A 19883-nucleotide genomic window follows, 5' to 3' on the forward strand; every position below is an offset into this window, starting at 1 on the left:
CACCTGCGTGCTCATCGCCTGCGCAAGTCGACGGGAAGGCCGTCGACGGGGATGGGCAGCGAGGTGTTGTCCCACCTGGCGGTGTAGTCGGGCCGCACACTCCAGGTGTAGGTGCGCAGCATCTGGTGCAAGATGGCCTTGACTTCGAGCATGCCGAAATGCATCCCGATGCACTTGTGGGCGCCTCCGCCGAAGGGGATCCAGGCGAAACGGTGCGCGTTGTCCTCGCGCCGCTGTGAGTCGAAGCGCAGGGGATCGAAGCGGTCGGGCTCGGTCCAGACGTCGGTGACGTAGTGGTTGACCGCCGGAGTGATGGCCACCAGGGTGCCGGCCGGGATGTAGTAGCCGGCAATGGCGGTGTCTTCGACGGTTTTTCGCATCACCAGGGGCACCGGGGCGAGAAGGCGCAGCGACTCCTTGATGACGAGGTCGAGGTCGGTCAAGCCCTCCAAATCGTCGATATCGAGAACCTTGTCGCCGAAGACGTCGGATTGGGCGCGCACCCGGTCCTGCCAATCGGGATGTTTGGCCAAAAAGTAGGCGACGGCGGTGGTGGTGATGGTCGAGGTGTCGTGGGCAGCCATCATCAAAAAGATCATGTGGTTGATGACGTCGGCGTCGGTGAACTGTTCGCCGTCTTCTGTGCGGGCCTGACACAGCGCGGTGAACAAGTCGTCGCTGCCTCCGGAGCGAGCCTGCGGCAGGTGACGGGTGAAATAATCTTCCAGAACCCGTCGACCACGGATCCCGGCCCGATACCGGGTGCCGGGCAGCGGCGCGCGGACGATGGCGCTAGCAGCGCGGACGGTCGCGATGAAAGCCCGATTGACCGCATCGCTTTCGTCCTTGCCGCGGCCGCCCATGAACACATCGGTGGCGACGTCGAGTGTCAGGTTCTTCAGCAGGCGATACAGGCGAGTCGATGGCCCGGTCGGCCAGGCCGGAACGGTGGCGCGCACGCACGGGGCGACCTGTTTGACGTATCCGGCCAGCCGGGGCCGGGTGAACGCCTCCTGCATGATGCGCCGGTGCATCCGGTGTTCATCGAAGCTCATCAACATCAGTCCGCGATGAAAAAACGCATCGATGAGGAAGCTCCAGCCGTCTTGCGAGAACGCCTTTGCGTTACTGGTCAGCGCCTGTTGGGTGGCCTCCGGTCCGGCGATAACCACCATCTTGGTGCCGAAAGCTCCCATCCAGGTCACCGGCCCAAGCCGTGCATAGCGTTCGCGGCCGAGTTCGGAACCAAAGCGGATGTAGTCCAAGGTGTGCCCAACGAAAGGCAGCCCAGGGTCACCAGGAACCGGCTTGAGACCGCTGCCAGCCGGTGGAGCCGCCAAATCGCGCACCGGCCACCGCCGGCTCAGCTCTCGCCAGTCGTCCTCGACGCGGCGGGGGGCCGGAACCAAAATCACCGACGACAAGCGCTCGCGGGCCTTATCGACCGGAGCGTGCAACAACCCAGTCATGAGCATTCCTTCGCACTTCTCTGAACACACAGATCGCCATCGACCGCTGGCAGTTCTCGCGTGACTGCGCCTAACCGGCGATACCCCAAATCATTTACAGGGATCAGTTAAATGTCAAGCTTCAGACAGTTCGGCTCAATCTGTCACAGATGGGTGGTCCAGTCGCAGATACCGCAACGCGACCTGCGAAATACGCCCCGCTGTGGCTGCGGCGTCGTCAGTGGGCAATACCAGGTGGCTGACGGTCAGCCGGACCAAGGCGTCGACGACATCCCGTACATCCTGGGCGTCGAGCCCCGGGAAATGGCCGATGAACCACTTGATCATCGTTGCCGAGGACAACTCGAGCAGCGACGCCGATGTCGGCAGCAGCGGCAACACCCCGGTGTCGGGCGACCCGGGCCCGGCGTCGGTCCCCCGGTTGGAGGTCAGTACCGCTTTCAGCAACGGGCTGGACTCCGCCTCGTCCAGGGTGTAGCGGACGGCGGCCATGATGCCTGCACCGGCGTCGCGGGCATGCTCTTCGAGCACCGCGCGAACGCCATCCAAGAATTGCTCGCCTTCGCGGACGATCAGCGCGTCGCCGAGTCCTTTCTTGTCGGTGAACTCCTTGTACAGCGTCGGACGAGAGACACCCACCAGCTCGGCGACTTCACTCACCCGTACTCGCTCCCAGCCCTTCTCGATCGTCAGGGCCCGCGCAGCGTCCAACACTTGTTCGCGCATGTGCCGGCGAAACGACATTCGGAGGGACTCACTGGGCATAGTCGAAAGGATAATCGCGAAGCCTTTTGGCCAGGTACTTCGCCAGAAATACGGACCGATCCCGACGTGCCAGCCGCGCGATGGCCGATCGGTGAGATGAAGCGACACCTGAATCGCCGCGCGACCCCCCGCTGTGGTACTGATAGTAGCGTAGCGAGACTACTAGTCTCGCTTTCGGCTGGAGGTGTATGTGACCGTCGGTTCCACAGAAAGTGCGACTGCACTCCTTTCCCGACCCGCCCCACCGGCCGGTTTCGTGGGATCACGCGAATACAGCCTGCGGTTGGCGAGCCTGGCTGGATTCGCCGTCAGGCACAAGGCGCTGGTGATCGGATCCTGGGTGCTGGTCGCCGTGCTGCTGGCCGTGCTGTTTCCCCAGCTGGAGACGGTGGTGCGCAAGCAGTCGGTGAACCTTCTCCCGCGAGATGTTCCGTCGTTGCAAACAGTGGACCGGATGAGCGCGGCCTTCGGTGAACAGGGTTCCAAGACGGTGGTGTTCGTCGCGATGGAAGACCCCGCCGGGTTGACTGCCTCGGCGCGGCAGCGCTACGACCAGCTGCTGGCGCGGCTGCGCGCCGACACCGGCCATGTCTTGCTGGTGAAAGACTTGCTGGCCGATCCGGTCACCGCGTCCCAGGCAGTCAGCCGCGACGGCAAGGCGTGGTACCTGCCGGTGGGTGTGGCCGGCACGTTGGGCGATCCCACCGCGGCCGCATCGGTGCAGGCGGTGCGCGCCCTCGTCGCAGAGGTGTTCGCCGGCTCGTCGACCACCGCGTACGTGACGGGCCCGCCGACGACGTTCAGTGACATGATCGCCTCTGCCGAACACGATCTACTGCTGATCTCGATCGCAACGGCCGGGCTGATCGCGTTGATCCTGCTGATCGTCTACCGGTCGGTGTTCACCGCGCTGCTGCCGCTGTTGGTGATCGGGACAAGCCTGGCCGTGGGGCGCGGTGTACTGTCCGCGCTCGGCGAAATCGGCATGCCTGTCTCCCAGTTCACTGTGGCGTTTATGACCGCGATCCTGCTCGGCGCGGGCACCGACTACACGGTGTTTTTGATCAGCCGATACCACGAGCAGCGCCGCGCCCAGGTTCCCGCCGATCAAGCCGTCATCCACGCCACCGCCAGCATCGGCCGGGTGATCCTGGCCTCGGCGGCCACCGTGGCGTTCGCCTTCTTGACCATGGTGTTCGCCCGCCTGAGCGTGTTCGCCGCCCTCGGTCCGGCCTGCGCGGTCGCCGTGCTGGTCGGGTTCGCAGCCACCATCACGCTGCTGCCACCGGTGCTGTCACTGGCCGCTAAAAGAGGCATCGGCGAACCCAAATCTGACCGCACCCGGCGCTACTGGAACAGCGTCGCAGTCGCGGTGGTCCGCCGGCCGGTACCGCTGTTGATCACCAGCCTGGTCATCCTGCTGGCCCTGACCGCGGTCGCGGCGACCATGAAGATCAGCTACGACGACCGCAAAGGCCAGCCGGCCGGCACCGCCAGCAACCAGGGCTACCGCCTGCTGGACCGCCACTTCCGCAAAGACAGCATCGTCACCGAATTCCTGGTCGTGGAAAACCCGACCGACATGCGCACCGCAAAGGGGCTGGCCGACCTCGACGAAATGGCCTCCCGCATCGCGCAAATCCCCGGCGTCACCAAAGTATCCGGAGTCACCCGCCCCACCGGAACCCGCCTCGAACAAGCCCAACTCTCATGGCAAAACGCTCAGATCGGCGACAAGATGGCCCGCGCCGTCGCCGACGGCAACACCCGAAAAGACGACCTCACCAAACTCACCAACGGCGCCAGCCAACTCGCGGAGGGCCTGGCCCAACTCGACACCACCCTGCGCACCGCCCTGACTCCGCTAACCGGAATACTCACCCAGGCCCAGTCTGCCGCCACCCAGGCCCAGCAGTTGCGGCCTTTGCTGCAACAGCTTTCGGCCACCGCCCCCGCCGTCGATCAAGCCATCCAATCCGGCCCCGGGCTGCGCCCGTTGGCCGACCAAGCTCAAAACGCCATCGCCGTCCTCGACCCCCTCGCCGGCGCCCTCAACAGCTCCCCGTGGTGTGCCACCACACCGCAGTGCACCCAGATCCGTGACCAAGTCCAGATTCTGGTGAGCCTGCGTGACAATGGGTTCTTCACCGAGGTCGCCGACCTCGGCGACCGCTACAACCCCGCCACCAACGCCACCGTCACCGGCACCCTCACCAACGTCCAGTCCGCCGTCGGCGCACTGGACAAAGCCTTCGGAACCCTCGGGGACCCCGCCGACCTTGCCGGCAACATACGGCGCCTTTCAGACGGCGTCGGCCAGCTTGCCTCGGGCGCCCAAGCACTGGCGACCGGCGTGCACACCCTGGCCGACAGCAACATCGACATGCTCTACGGGATGAGCCAGATCGCCATCCAGCTGCAAAACTCTGCCCGGGCCAGCGCCCGCTCGGATTCCTCCAGCGGCTTCTACCTACCTGGCAACGTCTTCGAAAACCGCCAATTCGCCGACGTGGCAAAGCAATTTGTCTCCCCAGACGGTAAAACCGCGCGCTTTGCCATCGAATCCAATTTCGACCCCTACAGCGCCGAAGCAATCCACCTCGCCCACCAGATCACCGACATCGCCAACGCCGCCCGGCCCAACACCGCGTTAGCCCACGCCACCATGTCAGTGGCCGGATTCCCCGCCGTCAACTCCGACATCCAACGCCTGCTGCGCGCCGACTTCGCCCAACTGGCCATCGCTACCCTGCTCATCGTCGGGCTCATCCTGGTACTGCTGCTGCGCGCTGTGCTGGCCCCGCTCTACCTGCTGGGCACCGTGGTGCTCAACTACCTCGCCGCACTGGGCATCGGCGTGCTTCTATTCCAATGGGAGCTGGGCTATCCCATCGCCTGGCCGGTGCCCCTGGTGGCGTTCATCATCCTGGTCGCGGTCGGCGCCGACTACAACATGCTTCTCGTGTCGCGGCTGCGTGAAGAATCAGGACGCAATATCCGCGTCGGCGTACTACGTACCGTTGCCAACACCGGCTCGGTCATCACCTCAGCGGGACTCATCTTCGCCGCCAGCATGTTTGGCCTGATGGTCGGCTCGGTGGCCATCATGGTCCAAGCCGGATTCATCATCGGCTGCGGACTGCTGCTCGACACTTTCCTCGTGCGCACCCTCACCGTCCCCGCCATCGCCACACTCCTACGCCAAGCCAGCTGGTGGCCCAACACACCGCCCTCGACCACACCCCCGCACCCGCCCGGCCACCGCCCGCGGTGAACTGCATCGCCGCGCCGGGCCCGTCGGGTAACGCCCCCGCCAACAACATCGGCATCTGCCACAGCCGCAAACGGGGGACTGTCCGAACAACGGTGGATCTGATCTTGGTCTGACACGCCGAGCGGTGCTTGGCGGGAAGGACTGACGATGTCAGAAACACTCGATCCTGTGGCGATGGAACTGGATCAACGGCAGCTGGCTGAGCAGCTGCTGGCGCAGGCGAAGGAACAAGGAGTCGAATTGGTCGGCCCCAACGGGCTGCTCAATCAGTTGACCAAGAACGTGCTTGAGACCGCGCTGGACGCGGAGATGGCCGAGCACCTGGGTTATGACAAGCATGACCCAGCGGGCCGTGGCAGCGGCAATTCCCGAAACGGCACCCGGGCCAAGACGGTGCTCACCGAGATCGGGCCCGTCGAGATCGAGGTGCCCCGTGACACCAACAGCAGCTTCGACCCGCAGATCGTCAAGAAACGACAGCGTCGCCTGACCGGTATTGATGAGATCGTATTGTCGTTGACGGCAAAAGGATTGACGACCGGCGAGGTCGCGGCACACTTCGCCGACGTCTACGGCGCCACCGTCAGCAAAGACACCATCAGCCGGATCACCGACAAGGTGGTCGGCGAGATGGCCGAATGGTGCAACCGGCCGCTGGAAGCGGTATATCCAGTGGTCTTCATCGACGCCATCTTCGTCAAGATCCGCGACGGGCAGGTCACCAACCGGCCCATCTACGTGGCCGTGGGGGTCACCTGCGCAGGCGAGCGCGACATCCTCGGGCTGTGGGCCGGCGAGGGCAGCGAAGGCGCCAAGTTCTGGCTGTCGGTGCTCACCGAGATCAAGAACCGCGGCACCGGCGATGTGTGCATCGTGGTCTGTGACGGATTGAAAGGATTGCCCGAGGCAGTCAACACCGTCTGGGACCGAGCGATCATCCAAACGTGCGTCATTCATCTGTTGCGCAACACCTTTCGCTACGCGTCCCGCAAGTACTGGGATCAGATCGCCCGCGACATTCGGCCGGTCTATACCGCGGCGACCGAGGCCGCGGCCAAGGAACGCTTCGTCGAATTCACCGCGAAATGGGGTCCCCAGTACCCGGCGATCATCCGGCTCTGGGAGAACGCCTGGAGCGAGTTCGTGCCCTTCCTGGACTACGACGTCGAGATACGTCGGGTCATCTGCTCCACGGATGAAATCGTCAAGGTGAGCGGTGATTGGTGGCGGGTTTGCGGGGTTGCCAGTGGGCGACGAGGACTTCGTAGGCACGTTCGGCCTGTTCGACGACCGCGTTCTCTTCGTCGCGGCGGTGCTTGCTGTTATAGGCCGCGCCGGGCTGGCGGTAGTTGCCGCGGCGTGACGGCGCCCCGGCGGCCAGTTCGAGCTTTCGGCGCTTGTGGGTGACCAGCCCTGGTCGAGCGAAGGCGTAGTCCTGGTCCTGGTCACCAAATGCCATGCGAGCACCGTCATCTTGCGGGCGGTGGCCACGATCGCGGTCTGAAATCCGCGTCGGGATTTGATGCGCTGATAGAACGCACGCAAGGGCCCTGGTGCGCGACTGGCCGACCAGGCCGCCTCCACCAGCACACCACGCACATGGGCGCGGCCGGCTTTGCTGATCCGACCGTGCACCGGCGCGGAATTCCCGGACTGGCGCACCTTCGGGTTGAGCCCGATATAGGCCACTAACTTGTCGGGATCGTCGAACCGAGAGAAGTCGCCGACCGCGGCCACAATGGAGATGCCGGCGATCGCATCGACACCAGGGATGGTCATCAACCGGGCCACCATCGGATCGGTGAGCGCTTCTTGGGCCAGCTCTCTATCGACCAAAGCGAGTTCATGGGCGTGAAAGTCCAACTGACGCAACAACGCCTGCACGCTGGCGCGTTCATCGGCAGGTAACGGCTGACGCGAGAGCCAGTGCCGACCGGTCTTGCCAAACAAATCCGACACCGGCGGCGTCGGTGCGAGGTTACGGGCCAGGATCGCGTGCACCTGATTCTTCAGCCGAGTCCGTTGACGCACCACGTGAGCACGACGCATCACCTGCCGGCGCAGACTGCGGGTCCGATCGTCGGGCAGCCACACCGGTGGCAGAAAATCCGCTGCCAGCAACTGCGCCAAGATCCGCGCATCGACCTTGTCGGTTTTCACCTTCGCCTCGGCGATCGCCCGCGTCTTCGACGGGTTCGACACCACCACACGGGCCACCAGCGGTGTGAGCAGAGTAGCGATCGCATCGCTGTTTCCGGTGGCCTCCAACGCCACCTCATCATCCGGGCGTAGTTCAGACGCCCACGCCCGCAATGCTTCTGGCGTCACTCCGATCTTGCCTTCGTCGCGGAGGATCCCGTCCTCGACCACCGCCAGCTGCGCGAACTCGCGGTGCACATCCATGCCGACATATCTGACCACCGCCTGGTTCTCCCTTCCGTGCTGATCACTTGGCCGGGGAACCGCTGGGACGGAACGACACCTACGGATACGCGCTCGCAGCGCAGCCGGACAAGTCGCAGGGGCGGCCAACTACTAACACGGGCTCGCAGCCCATCGAGCAAGAACGGCCTGCCCATACGTGTTCCCCGAAGGCCCCTGTTCCGGACGGTCGCACCGTATGCCTAGTACGTCTGACCAGGCAAGACAGAACCACGTGGGCCTCCACCCCATTTCATACCGGGTACCAACGCCGTGGAGTCGATCAACGCCCGCTACCGGCGCGCGATTCGCGCCCGCGGGCATTTCCCTACCGACCAAGCTGCCCTGAAATGCCTGTATCTCGTTACCCGATCACTAGATCCGACCGGGCGAGGTAGGGCACGATGGGCAATGAGGTGGAAGCCCGCACTCAACGCGTTCGCAATCACCTTCAACGGCCGGATCACCCCGACCGGCAACTAACAAATGCCAAGGTCGGATCCACCGTTAATCAGACAGCCCCGCAAACGGTCGGAGGGGTGCCTGCGGCCACGAAGGACGAGTCGAAAGCCGCCTGTGAAGCTCAGTTTTAGTCGTTGAGCCGGTAGACGGCGTGGGCGATGTAGGTGGTTTTGACGGCGCCGCCGGGGGTTGTTTCGATTTTCATGAGTGCGTGGATGCGGACGCGGTCGCCGACGGCCAGGCCCCGGGAGTTCCGTGAGGGGGCTGTTCGGATCGTGCGGGAGACGGGTAAGTCGATCGCCGCGGTGGCGCGGGACCTTGGGGTCCATGAGGGCACTCTGGGCAATTGGGTTGCCCGGGACCGTGAGGCCCGCGAGGGCCGCGGGGAGTTGACCCGCGACGACGTTGAGGAGCTCAAACGCCTGCGCAGCGAGAACGCTGAGCTGCGGATGGAGCGTGATGTCCTCAAGCGATCAGTGGTCCTGTGGGTGTTATCCCGACATCGGGATAACACCCACTATGCCGAGCACCGGATTATGCCGAGGACGCCGCTGAATCGTCTGCGCGGTAAGGGATCTGTGTCCATGCACTCGGCATAATCAAAGCGCCTCGAGGAACGCGAGCAGGGTGTCGGGGGGTCGGTATCGGCCCGGGGTCGCATGGACGGGGGTGGTGCGAGCGAGGGCGCGTTCTTTCAGGCGGAGATCTGCGTGCAGATAGATCTGGACCGTGTCTGTTTTCTCGTGGCCGAGCCAGAGCGCGATCACTGATGTGTCCACGCCTGCGCGCAATAGGGTCATGGCCGTCGAGTGGCGCAGGACGTGCGGGGTGATCGTTTTGGCATCGATGGAGGGGCAGCGCTGCCGCGCCGTGATCGCGTGGTTGGTGACGAGCAGCGCGACCGCGTCACGACTGAGCGGTCGACCGCGGCTGGTCGGGAACAACGGATCCTCGGGTCGGCCTCGTCGTTCGGCCAGCCAGCCCCGCAGCACCGCGACCGTCTCGGCAGTGAGCGGCGTGCAGCGCTGTTTACGTCCCTTGCCGACACAGCGCACGTGGGCCCCCGCTCCGAGATGGACGTCTCCGCAGCACAGCCCGGTCAACTCGGAGACCCGCAGCCCGGTCTGGACCGCGACCAGCAGCAGCGCGTGGTCGCGACGGCCTATCCACCGGCTGGTGTCCGGAGCGGCGAGTAGCGCGTCGATTTCCTGGTCGTTGAGGAAGGACACGACAGCACGGTTGCAGCGTTTGGGTGGGATGGCCAGCACCCGAGCGATGAGCGCGGCGTGCTCGGGGTGTTGCAGTGCGGCGAATCGGAATAGCGAGTGGATCGCGGCCAGGCGGGTGTTGCGGCTGCGCACGCTGTTGGCGCGCTGGTATTCGAGGTGGTCGAGGAACGCGCCGATCAGCGGGGCGTCGAGGTCCTCGATCTGCATTCGGGCCGGCGGTGTGCCGGTGCGCTCCGCGACGAAACCGAGCAGCAGCCGCAGTGTGTCGCGGTAGGAGGCGACGGTGTGTGGGCTGGCGTTCTTCTGCCGGGCGAGGCGTTCGGTGAAGAAGGCCTGCAGGGTCGGGGCGAGCGCGGTCATGAGGTCGCTCCGGCGTGGCGCTGCATCCGGTCGGCGGCGAGGGCGAGCAGTTCTGGCGCGGCCGAGAGGTACCAGTAGGTGTGCCGTGGGTCGGTGTGGCCGAGGTAGGTAGACAGCAGCGGCAGCCGTGCCTGCACGTCGGCATCATCGCGATACCAGTCGAGCAAAGTGTTTACCGCGAAGGTGTGCCGGGCGTCGTGAATGCGCGGGCGACATGCCGGGCAGTGTTGCCCGATCCCGTTCTCGCGCAACAGCGTTCGGAACGTCTGTGACACCGTGGTGGCCGCCAGTCGGGCACCGGTGGTGGACACCAACAACGCGCCCGTGCGCGGATGCGGACACAGCCGGTCCCGGCGCGCTGCGTAGGCGGTGAGCGCGGCCGTGGTGGAGGGGTGCAACGGCAGTTGTCGGGGCTTGTGGAATTTCGCCTCACGTATCGTCAACACGCCGGTGGCCGGGTCGAAATCGCCGCGGTCCAGACTCAGCGCCTCCCCGCGCCGCAGCCCCGTGGCGAACACCAGCCCGATGAATGTCTGCATCGTCGCGGCGGCCAGCGGTGAGCGCAGCCGCCCGGCCCCGGCCATCAAGGCGGCGACATCGGCGTCGGAATACAGATACGGCGTGGCGCGCCTGGTGCGGGTCGGCAGCACATCGACCGGCGGCACCTCGACGGCCGGATCGAAGGCCTGCACCCAGCGGGCGAAACAGCGCACCACGCTCAGCCGTTGCGCGTGCCAGGTTGAGGAGCTACCCGGCGGCATTGTGGCCCACTGCACCGCCAGCTCTGTCGTGATCGTGTCGGTATCGGCCGCATCGGCGAAGTCGACGAACTGCTCGAGCAGCAGCCCCGCGCCGGCGAGCTTGATAGCAGATGCTCCTATATTCAGGCAACGATTTTTGTTGCCTTTCTTGACGGCTGAATGGCGTGGAAGATTTCGCGGGCGAGGTAGCGCTTGAGACAGCGCATGACCTCGTTTTTGGTTTTGCCTTCGGCGAGGCGGCGCGCCATGTAGTCACGGGTGGGTTGGTGGCGGCGCAGCCGCACGACCAGGATGACATGCAGCGCCCGGTTGGCATCACGGTTGCCGCCGCGGTTGAGTCGGTGTCGGACGGTTTTGCCGCTGGAGGCCTGCAGCGGGCTGACTCCGCAGAGTTTAGCGAAGGCGCCATCGCCGTTGATCCGATCGTGGTTGTCGCCGATCGCTGCCAGCAGCGTGGCGGCGGTGTCGGGGCCAACACCGTAGACGGCGCGCAACTGCGGTGCGGCGGTGGCGGTGATGGTGTCGATGTGGTGTTTGAGCCGGGCGGCTTCGACGTCGAGTTGCTCGCAGCGCGCCGCCAGTGATTTGATCGCCATCGTGATGGCATCGGTTGGACTGCTTGGCGTTTCGGACTCAGACAACTGTTTGCAGGCCTGGATGAGACGCTTTTTGTAGAGGCCGGCCAGCTGTTCACGCAGCGCTGCGGGAGCGGTGACCAAAAGGTCCTGCAGGGCGGTGTAGGCCTTGGCGCGGGCGCGCACCGCACTGGTACGGGCCACCCGCAGCACCCGCACCATTTCGGCAGCACCGTCGGCGGACTTGGGGTCGCCGAGGGCTTCGCCGGCCAACACGATCGCGGCGGCTCCGGCCGCATCAGCATCGTCGGATTTGCCGTAGCGTGCCCGGCGCTGCCGTTTGGGGCGGCCGACCTCGGTGACCGGGATGCCCTCGGCGCGCAGATACCGGGCCAGGCCCGCGCCGTAGTGGCCGGGGCCTTCGATACCGACGATGACAAGCTGGCCCAGCCCGTGAGCCCAGGACACGAATTGGCGGTACCCGGCGGTGCTGGCTGCCATGCGGTGGCTGCCCAGCGGACGGCCCAGCTGATCGGCGGCGTGGGCGACGTGGAACTGCTTGTGCGTGTCGACACCGACGGTGACCTGTGGTTGGGTGGATGCGGCGATGGTGGATTGCATTGCGGCCTTCCTGTGACCGGGATTTCCTGGATGGGGTGAAAGGGCGAAGCCGTCGGGCGGGGACGATACTGCTACGGGATGCTTGGTCGCGCTCCTATCAGGTCATTCCGTCCGGCGGTTCCGCGCCGAACCAGGCACGGTCGACGGATCTGACGATTGCAGGCACGCCACACTGCTCGCGGCCGGTAAAGAAATGAGTCAGACCGCACCGGTTCGGACGCGGACCCTACCGACGCCCCGCTTCGCGAGGCCGCGGAAACGCCGGTAGTTCTTTAATAGCAGTAAAGAAAGTCCTCACGTGCGAGGTCAGGGCATGTGTCCCACGGTGGCCGGCGGTCTGGCCCGGCTCTGGTCGCCGCGCGAGAGGCGCAAACGCCGTTGGCCTGGCGGTGGCAGGCGCGAACACGGCCGGTGTTCTCACTGAGTGGTGGGCGCTGGTCTGGTGCTCGGCGGCGGACGCAGGGCGCAGTGGAGCGACCGGCGCGGACGGGAGCGCCAGCGGACGGAAGCGAAGGGAGCGCAGCGAAGCCCGGAAGGTAGCCGCCGAGCTGTCGCTTGTGCTCAACGTGTGGTGAGGAGTTCGATCAGGGTGTCGGCGTTGCGGCCGAGGTGGTCGAGGGCACTGCTGCCCTTGGCGGCGGTGGCCTGGGATGGTGAGCCGATGACGCCGGTGGGCGTGTAGGCGTGGATGCCGAGGCTGGTGAGGTAGCGGCGGTCGTTGGCTGTGTGGTCGCTGGTCTGCCAGCCGTCGCGCAGGTAGTCGGGATGGGTGGCGAGCAGGATGGAGGTCTCTAGTTCGCCGGCGTGCATGTCGTCGTGGTTGCTGCTGTGGATTCCTGCGGCGGTGCGGGCTTCGGTCCAGTCTTCGCGGCTGGGGTAGAGCCCAACCTTGACGGGGTTGTTGGGGTGGTTGGCTTGTTGGACGACGTTGGTGAGTACGGCGTTGCCGCCGTGGCCGTTGACGACGATCAGCCCGGCGATGTTCTGCTGTGCCAGCGATTCGATGATGTCAGCGACGATCGCGGCCAAGGTGGTGGCGCTGATGCTGATGGTGCCGGGGTAGGCGGCGTGTTCGTGGGAGCAGCTGAACGCGACCGGTGGTAGCTGAAATACGTTGTGGTGCTGATTGATTGCGGATGCGATGGCAGTGGCGATGAGGGTGTCGGTGCCCAGCGGAAGGTAGGGGCCGTGTTGTTCGAATGAGCCGACCGGCAGCACCGCGACCGTGTGGGTGGCCGCGGGGTCGGTGGTGGTGGTGGTGTCGGGGATGATTCGACGGCTCACGGGGTGACTCCTTGGGTGGCGTTTTTGATGCGGCCGGCGAGCTGTTGCAGGATCGGGTCTTTGTTTCGCCGTCGACGGTCTCGCACGATTGTGCCTGCCCTGGCCAGATGAATCCTGGCTCGCTGCGAGGGCGCGGCCAGGTAGCCCGGGATCGCTGCGGCGGTCAGTGCCAGTGCTTGCTGGTATTCGCCGGTGGCGATGTAGGCGTGCAGGAGTCGCATATCGGCCACGGTCTGATCGCGGTGCTGCTGTGATGTCCAGGCGTGATGGTGCCCGGCGAGCAGGGTTAGGGCTTTATCCGGGTCACCGATGCGCAGGTAGCCGGAGGCGATCTCGCTGGCGACGTAGGCGCCGTGGGCATAGATCGCATGATCATGCGGGTGGGGTTGCAGGTCACCGAGTTCGAGGGCTGCGGCGGCGTAGCGATGAAATCCCCGCTCATTGTGATTGGCCAGCTCGGCAAGGGCCTGTTGGCGGGCGATGCTGGCGGCCAGGCGACCCACGTCGTGGCCGTCGATGAGGTCGGCGGCATCGGTGGCCAAGGCGGTGGCCAGGTCGGGGTTGGTGCGGGTGAGAATGTTGGATTGGCGCATCAAGATTATGGCGTTGAATGGCGGGCCGGCCGTACGTAGGTGCAGGGCTGCGGTGTGGGTGAGCTTCTCCGCGGCGGCGTGATCTCCGAGGTCTTGGGCGATCCACCCGGCAACTTCGGCGATAGCCCCAGCGGCGCGCCGCATCTCTGCCTTGACCTGCGAGGGTGCGTGGGCAATCAGGGATTCGATGGTGACCAGATCGGATTCCACCAGGGGGCGGGCGTGTTGGGGGCCGAAGGTGTGCTCAGCTTGGATGTGGGCATGTTGCTGGGCCTCGATGACGGCGAGTACGTCACGGTCGACGGGTAGTTGTATCAGCAGCGGGTGCGGCAGCTCGGTGGCGATCGGCACGCTGAACATTTCGTCGGGTTCGACGCCGAACACCGCGGCCAGGTCTTCACGCCACAGCGGGCCGAGCATTCCGGTCCGCTCGATCTGGGCGATTTTTTGCCGCAGGGATTCCCGCGCGGGCAGGTCGGGGTCGCCGCGTAGCTTGCGCACGTTTTCGACCTCGATCGCCAACTCACGCAAGCTGTAGCCGTAGCGTTTGCGGGCTTGGCTGAGCCGCTGCGCATTGAGTGCCCGGATCGGGTCGACTGCGGCCATGGCTTCGATCATGCCGCATACATCAGCGCAGGTCAGCTACGTGTGCGCGTGTGCGGTCATCACCAGTATCACTGCCTGTCACTTCCGGGCGCATCCGGGATGGCGCTGTCCTTGAGTCGCGGCCGAACAGACCGCGCCAACACCGCAAGGAAGGACAGCAATCCATGAAGTTACGTATCGACACCACCGGGGTGACGTTCCTCTGTACTCGGATTCCCGAGCAGCGCACGAATTTCGACACCGGTGCACCGCGCGTGGACAAGGCCACCGGGCAGGCGTTGTGGCAGGTGCAGCTGATCGCCCTGGACGCCACCGGCGGTGAAGTGCTGGCGGTCACCGTGGTCGGGGAACCGAAAGTCGTTGTCGGCCAGCCGGTGTCTGTGACGGGTCTGGTGGCGTTGCCGTGGTCGCAAGACGGCCGCTCGGGCATCGCGTACCGCGCCGAAGCCATCACCGCCACCGACCTCGCCACCGTCAAGACGGGCCAGCAGGCCCGGTAACCGCAGCCGGCCCGGCAGCCCGCGACAGCGTGCGCCTATGGGCTGCCGGGCCGACGCTCCCGCCCCTTCTTTCCCCGTCGTAAGTGAAGGCAGACCGTCATGTCGAATAGTCCAAACCGTAAGAACCACAACAACAATCCATCACCCGATGATGACTGGATCGGCGAGCTGATCGTCGGACTACTCAAAGCCGCCGGGTATCTGCTGTGGTGGGCAATCCTGTTTCCCTCCCTGAGCATTCCCACCGTCGTCGCCATCTGGGTCGGTTTCAGTCACGGCGCCCGAGCCGGCGTTTTGACCGCCGTTGTGGAGGCCGTGGCATACCTCGGCTGGTGGGTGTGCCAGCCGGCCTCATTCACCCGGTGGGTCAGCGCTCCGCTGCGGCAGCGTTTCTGGGCGTGGTGGCGTTATCACCGCAACTGGGAATCGGTCTGCGCCCTGCACGGCCTGACCGCCAAACTGGGTGAACGCACGTTGGTGCCTGCCCTGCAATCGGTGCGGATCGGCCATCACGCCGACGTGCTGATCGTCAAGGTGGTGACCGGCCAGTCGATTGCCGACTGGCAGAAACGCGCCCTCGCACTGGCGGCGACCTGGGACGCGCAGCGGTTGACGATCCGCGCCACCACGCCGGGCCAGCTGCGGATCATCATCGGGCCGCGGGGATGTGCTCGGCCAGCCGATCGCGGTGCCCATGCCAACCCCCGGGTTCGGCGGTCGATCTGGGCGCGGTGCGGGTCGGGGTCACCGAATCGCGGCGCTGGTGGCACCTACCGGTGTTGGGCCAGCACATCCTGGCCGCCGGTGCCACCGGAGCCGGCAAAGGCTCGGTGTTGTGGTCGCTGATCGCCGGGCTGGCACCCCACGTTAAAACGGGGCGGGTGCGGTTGTGGGTGATCGACCCCAAAGGCGGCATGGAACTCGGTGCTGGCGCGCCGCTGTTCGCCCGGTTCTGCTACCACACCGGTCAGCCCACCGTGGAACTGCTGCGCGAGCTGGTGAAGCTGATGCAGACCCGCGCCACCCGGCTGCGCGGGCACACCCGCCTGCACACCCCCGCCCTCGCTGAGCCGTTGATCGTGCTGATCATTGATGAGATCGCCGCGCTGACCGCCTATGTCACCGACCGCAAACTCCGCGCCGAGACAGAACAACTCCTCGGCCTGCTGTTATCCCAAGGGCGTGCGGTCGGGATATCGGTGGTAGCCGCGGTGCAAGACCCGGCCAAAGACACCCTGCCGGTACGGCAGTTGTTCACCGTGCGGATCGGGCTGCGGATGACCGAGGCTACCCAAACCGCCATGGTCTTGGGCCAAGGAGCCCGCGATGCCGGCGCCGAATGCGACCTGATCGCTGATACCACCCCCGGCATCGGGTACGTGATGATCGATGGCACCGCCGACCCGATACGGGTCCGGGCCTTTCACGTCACCGATCGCGATATCACCTTGTTGGCCCGCACCTTTCGGGCACCGCGTTCAGGCGAACAGGAAATCGGTGAAGACCGTAACGACGCAGAGCCCGGTGATCGTGCTGCCGGGCCTGCCGGCCACCATCGATGCCGATGCGGTGGTCACCCAGATGTGCCGGCGCGCCTCCTCACCCGGTTTCGGGTCGTGGTGGCGGCGAGTGGAATCGGTCGGTTACTGCGCCCACCCGATCCAGCTGCTCGGTGTCGACACCGCCGGGCGTCAGCACACGGTGTGGACGCGCTGCAACAACCGCCGTCACGCGGTGTGCCCGTCATGCTCAGACCTCTACGCCCGCGACACCTGGCAACTCGTGCACGCCGGAGCCGCCGGCGGCCACCACGACATACCCGTCGAGGTCGCCAACCGTCCGCAAGTGTTCACCACCTTGACCGCCCCCAGCTACGGGGCCGTGCACAACGCCACCGGAACTCCGTGTCACGCCATACCCAACAGGTCGGCGGGCCGCTGCCGGCACGGAAACTGCCTGCGCTGCACCATAATCCACAGTGTCGATGACCCTCTGGTGGGCCAACCATTGTGCGCGGACTGCTACGACTATCTGGGACATATCTTGTTCACCTGGCATCTGCCCGAGCTGTGGCGGCGGTTCACCATCGCACTACGGCGCGCCGTGGCGACGCACCTGAAAACAGTTGGCGTCAAGCCCGGCTCGGTGCGGGTCAGCTTCGTCAAAGTCGTTGAATTGCAAGCCCGCGCCATACCCCACATCCATGCCCTGATCCGCCTCGACCCGCCACCCGCCACCAACGACACCACGAAATCAGGTGACCACGATCGTCACGGCCCCGCCGCCCCGCGGGGTGGCAGGTTGTCTCGTCCGGTAGCCGAGCAGCATCCCGGCTGGTCGTCAGCGATCACCGCCGCCGAGCTGGCCGCCTTGATCCAACACGCTGCCAGTCGCGTCAGTATCGACGTGCCCGCCGGCGACGACGATTACGCCAACCCGGGCGGGGTGCGCACGGTGCGGTTCGGCACCCAAATTGATACCCAACCATTGACACCCGAACCAATAACCGCAAGCGATTCCGAAGTCGACGACACCGCAGTCGCTTCGGCCTCGCGGTTGTCGCCGCGCAGGGTTGCGGCATATCTGGCGAAATACGTCACCAAATCCCTGCACGACTTCGGCATCACCGCGCGCCGGCTGTCCGCAGAAGCGATCGGCGAACTCGACGTTACTGAACATGTGCGGGCCATCCTGTCCACCATCGCCGGACTCGCCGAACACCCAGCGTCCGCGGGTCCGTCGTTGGCGGGGATTGGGCGCTGGCTGCACACCCTGGGCTACCGCGGCCACATCACTACCAAATCGCGGCGCTATTCGACCACCATGGGTGCCCTGCGCGCCGCCCGCGCCACCTGGACCCGTAACCAGATAGCCAAACATTCAGGGCGACAGGACGATACGCAATCCGCCCATTTCGCTGACGACGTGACGGCGAGCACCGGCAGGCAGCAGCAACCGATCGACACCGATGAGATGCTGTGGGAGTTCGACCGCGCCGGACACGCCAGCGCCGGTGACCGCGTCCTGGTCATCTCCGCAGCCCTGCGCCACATCAGCGCCCGCATCACCGGTATCACCGAATCCCGGACTGTCTCCACCCGCATCTCGCCGCCACCACGCGGGGCAGGGTGATGGCCACGACGCCCGCGGGCGGCGCCGCCAACAACCACGATGCCGGCGCGGTCCCGCTGCACGAGCGCCCGGAGTTCATAGCCTGGCTGACCGCCTCATGTGAACGCCAAGCCCTATCCGTCACCGTCACCGACCCCACCACCCTGGCTGCCATCGCAACCCTCCTGCGCTGAGCACGCAAAGGCACCGTACCGTCACCGGCCAACCGGATAGACGACGAAAGTTATTTCAACACAACCCTTCCCGGCGATAAGAGCATTCCTGGTGTCTGGGCTGGTGGGCCGTCCAGGCTCGAAGCTGGCTTCGACCGCGTGCGGCTTTGGCCTTGACGGCCCACCAGCCCAGACACTCGGCACTCGCCAGGGAGCATCCGCGACGCCGAAAACCTAGATGCGCCAATGGGGTTGCACGCGGTTAATGTCGAGACTGCGGGAACCGGGGGTGCCCGGTGCGATCACCGCGTGATCCAGGATCGATTTGACGATGCTCCGCTGGCGTTCCACGTCGAGGTCCGGCCATTGGCCGCGCAACGCCCCGCCGGTGCCCGCCAACTCATAAACCTCACTGGTATCGGTGGCCTCAGCGATGTCACGCCTGGCCTGCTGGATGCGGCTGGTGATCGGGTCGCGGGCCGCGATCCACTCCCGCGCGCTGATCGCGCCGTCGGCATACAAACCGGCCAGCTCATCGAGGCGCGTTTGATCGGCCTCCACGGCCGCCGCCAACGCAGCCACATCATGATTAGGGCTGGCTTTGCCGGCCAACACCTTCGCCAGATCCCGAGAATCCAGGCGGGTCAACACCGCATCAGTCAACAAAGCCTCAACCGGTTCGGCGACCACCGTCAGCCGACCACAGCCGCCATGATCGGGTCCTTTCAGACAAACATAGCGGCGCACCCGATGATCGGGATTACTGTGCCGGGCTTGCGAATACAGCCGATTACCGCAACGCCCACACCGCAGCATCCCTGACAACACATATGTGCGCGCCCGCGTCTTGGTCACCGACCGCGCCGCGATACGCGCCAAGATCCGGTCCCGCTCCGCCGGCGTAATGATCGCCGGCCATTTCGCAGGCCCGATCACCTCACCACGATGCTCCCGCAGCCCGGCGATACGGCCCGAGCACAGGATCTGGCGCACCGCCGAGGTCTGCCACGACTTGGCCACCGCCGGGGAAACGCCGGAGTCGTTGAGCCACACCGTCAACGACAACAACGACTGGCCCGCCAAGTAGCGGTCCACCATCTCACGCACCACCGCCGCCTCCGACGTCCGCAGCGTGATCTTGTCGTCCTCGTAGCCGAACGGGCGCACCGAGCCGTGCGGTAGTCCCTGTTCGGCGTTCTGCAACATCTTGCGGCGAATACGTGCGGACTTGCGCCCGGACTCCTTGGCGGCGAACGCGGCGAAAATCCGGGCCATGAACAACCCGTCATCGTTACCCAGGTCAATATCGGCGGTCACGGTAGCCACGTCTCGCACACCCACCGACTCACACAAAGCGACAAACTCTTCCAACTCCACCGGTCGGCGATGCAACCGGTCCAAGTTGTAGACGATCACCGCATCCCGCGCCCCTGATGCCAGATCGGCCAGCATCCGCGCATACTGCCGACGCGGCTTGCCCGAGAACGCCGACACATCGTTATCGACATACTCATCGCCAACCGGCCAACCGCGGTCAGCAGACAGCTTGCGGCAATCCTCCAACTGCCGCGCCACCCCCAACCCGGTGCCCTCCACATCAGCCGAGATACGCGCGTAAATCGCCGCCGACCGCACCCCAGCCCGCTGACCAGCGGATTTCATCTTCGCCATGGGGGTAT

At 65.5% G+C, this 19883-nt stretch carries 13 protein-coding genes and 4 pseudogenes; 8 read left to right on the forward strand and 9 right to left on the reverse strand.

From position 1 onward, the window contains the following. Window positions 1-11: 11 nt before the first annotated feature. Together G6N56_RS19775 and G6N56_RS19780 are read right to left on the reverse strand one after the other, a co-directional pair. A complete protein-coding gene (locus G6N56_RS19775; RefSeq protein ID WP_042792062.1) occupies window positions 12-1469 on the reverse strand; it encodes a cytochrome P450 in 1458 nt (485 codons plus the stop codon). A 135-nt stretch (window positions 1470-1604) separates the two neighbouring features. After that, window positions 1605-2195: a TetR/AcrR family transcriptional regulator gene (locus G6N56_RS19780; protein WP_042792061.1), complete on the reverse strand. Its 591-nt coding sequence runs from the start codon at window positions 2193-2195 to the stop codon at window positions 1605-1607. 229 nt (window positions 2196-2424) lie between these two features. Between G6N56_RS19780 and G6N56_RS19785 the strand changes: the two genes are divergently transcribed. Both G6N56_RS19785 and G6N56_RS19790 read left to right on the forward strand, forming a co-directional pair. Next, complete coding sequence (locus G6N56_RS19785; protein WP_408632638.1) at window positions 2425-5508, forward strand: MMPL/RND family transporter; 3084 nt, start codon at window positions 2425-2427, stop codon at window positions 5506-5508. A 147-nt stretch (window positions 5509-5655) separates the two neighbouring features. Next, a pseudogene (locus G6N56_RS19790) lies at window positions 5656-6738 on the forward strand (IS256 family transposase); the annotation flags it as partial. On the opposite strand, the pseudogene G6N56_RS19795 reads toward G6N56_RS19790, so the two are convergent. Further along, a pseudogene (locus G6N56_RS19795) lies at window positions 6713-7911 on the reverse strand (IS110 family RNA-guided transposase). The pseudogenes G6N56_RS19790 and G6N56_RS19795 overlap by 26 nt on opposite strands. 273 nt (window positions 7912-8184) lie before the next feature. On the opposite strand from G6N56_RS19795, the pseudogene G6N56_RS19800 reads away from it, so the two are divergent. Together G6N56_RS19800 and G6N56_RS19805 are read left to right on the forward strand one after the other, a co-directional pair. Next, window positions 8185-8412, forward strand: a pseudogene (locus G6N56_RS19800) (transposase); the annotation flags it as partial. A 254-nt stretch (window positions 8413-8666) separates the two neighbouring features. Beyond that, window positions 8667-8990, forward strand: a complete 324-nt coding sequence (locus tag G6N56_RS19805; protein WP_197746634.1) for a transposase — start codon at window positions 8667-8669, stop codon at window positions 8988-8990. Here G6N56_RS19805 and G6N56_RS19810 read toward each other — a convergent pair whose 3' ends face one another. The 5 genes from G6N56_RS19810 to G6N56_RS19830 form a co-directional block, all read right to left on the reverse strand. Next, a complete protein-coding gene (locus G6N56_RS19810) occupies window positions 8991-9980 on the reverse strand; it encodes a tyrosine-type recombinase/integrase (RefSeq protein ID WP_042909774.1) in 990 nt (329 codons plus the stop codon). After that, the gene (locus G6N56_RS19815; RefSeq protein ID WP_197746635.1) at window positions 9977-10756 is read right to left on the reverse strand and encodes a tyrosine-type recombinase/integrase; all 780 of its coding nucleotides are present in this window, start codon (window positions 10754-10756) and stop codon (window positions 9977-9979) included. Before G6N56_RS19815 ends, G6N56_RS19810 begins: the two co-directional genes overlap by 4 nt. 107 nt (window positions 10757-10863) lie before the next feature. Beyond that, window positions 10864-11937 carry an IS110 family RNA-guided transposase gene (locus G6N56_RS19820; RefSeq protein WP_033711099.1) on the reverse strand — a complete coding sequence of 358 codons (1074 nt, stop codon included), beginning with the start codon at window positions 11935-11937 and terminating at the stop codon, window positions 10864-10866. Window positions 11938-12498: 561 nt separating this feature from the next. Then, a complete protein-coding gene (locus tag G6N56_RS19825) occupies window positions 12499-13221 on the reverse strand; it encodes a creatininase family protein (protein WP_042791982.1) in 723 nt (240 codons plus the stop codon). Then, window positions 13218-14420, reverse strand: a complete 1203-nt coding sequence (locus G6N56_RS19830; protein ID WP_096291189.1) for a hypothetical protein — start codon at window positions 14418-14420, stop codon at window positions 13218-13220. Before G6N56_RS19830 ends, G6N56_RS19825 begins: the two co-directional genes overlap by 4 nt. Window positions 14421-14584: 164 nt before the next feature. On the opposite strand from G6N56_RS19830, the gene G6N56_RS19835 reads away from it, so the two are divergent. From G6N56_RS19835 to G6N56_RS19850, 4 genes and pseudogenes are all read left to right on the forward strand, one after another. Then, window positions 14585-14920, forward strand: coding sequence for an SCO3933 family regulatory protein (locus G6N56_RS19835; protein WP_024637274.1), 336 nt, complete (start codon window positions 14585-14587; stop codon window positions 14918-14920). 99 nt (window positions 14921-15019) lie between these two features. After that, window positions 15020-16431: pseudogene (locus G6N56_RS19840) on the forward strand (FtsK/SpoIIIE domain-containing protein); the annotation flags it as partial. 70 nt (window positions 16432-16501) lie between these two features. Then, on the forward strand, window positions 16502-18052 hold the full coding sequence (locus G6N56_RS19845; protein WP_232069101.1) for a replication initiator: 1551 nt from the start codon (window positions 16502-16504) through the stop codon (window positions 18050-18052). After that, window positions 18049-18225, forward strand: a complete 177-nt coding sequence (locus G6N56_RS19850; protein WP_163645069.1) for a hypothetical protein — start codon at window positions 18049-18051, stop codon at window positions 18223-18225. Before G6N56_RS19845 ends, G6N56_RS19850 begins: the two co-directional genes overlap by 4 nt. 213 nt (window positions 18226-18438) lie before the next feature. On the opposite strand, the gene G6N56_RS19855 is transcribed toward G6N56_RS19850, so the two are convergent. Beyond that, window positions 18439-19875 (reverse strand): recombinase family protein, encoded by a 1437-nt coding sequence (locus G6N56_RS19855; protein ID WP_163645148.1) that lies wholly within the window; start codon window positions 19873-19875, stop codon window positions 18439-18441. Between the last annotated feature and the right edge of the window lie 8 nt (window positions 19876-19883).

The sequence above is a fragment of the Mycobacterium saskatchewanense genome (assembly GCF_010729105.1).
Classification (GTDB): domain Bacteria; phylum Actinomycetota; class Actinomycetes; order Mycobacteriales; family Mycobacteriaceae; genus Mycobacterium; species Mycobacterium saskatchewanense.

Coding starts and splice junctions, on each gene's coding strand:
- G6N56_RS19830 (WP_096291189.1), bottom strand. CDS start 14,420: ATGGCCGCAGTCGACCCGATCCGGGCACTCAATGCGCAGCGGCTCAGC.
- G6N56_RS19820 (WP_033711099.1), bottom strand. CDS start 11,937: ATGCAATCCACCATCGCCGCATCCACCCAACCACAGGTCACCGTCGGT.
- G6N56_RS19780 (WP_042792061.1), bottom strand. CDS start 2,195: ATGCGCGAACAAGTGTTGGACGCTGCGCGGGCCCTGACGATCGAGAAG.
- G6N56_RS19775 (WP_042792062.1), bottom strand. CDS start 1,469: ATGACTGGGTTGTTGCACGCTCCGGTCGATAAGGCCCGCGAGCGCTTG.
- G6N56_RS19835 (WP_024637274.1), top strand. CDS start 14,585: ATGAAGTTACGTATCGACACCACCGGGGTGACGTTCCTCTGTACTCGG.
- G6N56_RS19810 (WP_042909774.1), bottom strand. CDS start 9,980: ATGACCGCGCTCGCCCCGACCCTGCAGGCCTTCTTCACCGAACGCCTC.
- G6N56_RS19845 (WP_232069101.1), top strand. CDS start 16,502: ATGTGCCGGCGCGCCTCCTCACCCGGTTTCGGGTCGTGGTGGCGGCGA.
- G6N56_RS19855 (WP_163645148.1), bottom strand. CDS start 19,875: ATGGCGAAGATGAAATCCGCTGGTCAGCGGGCTGGGGTGCGGTCGGCG.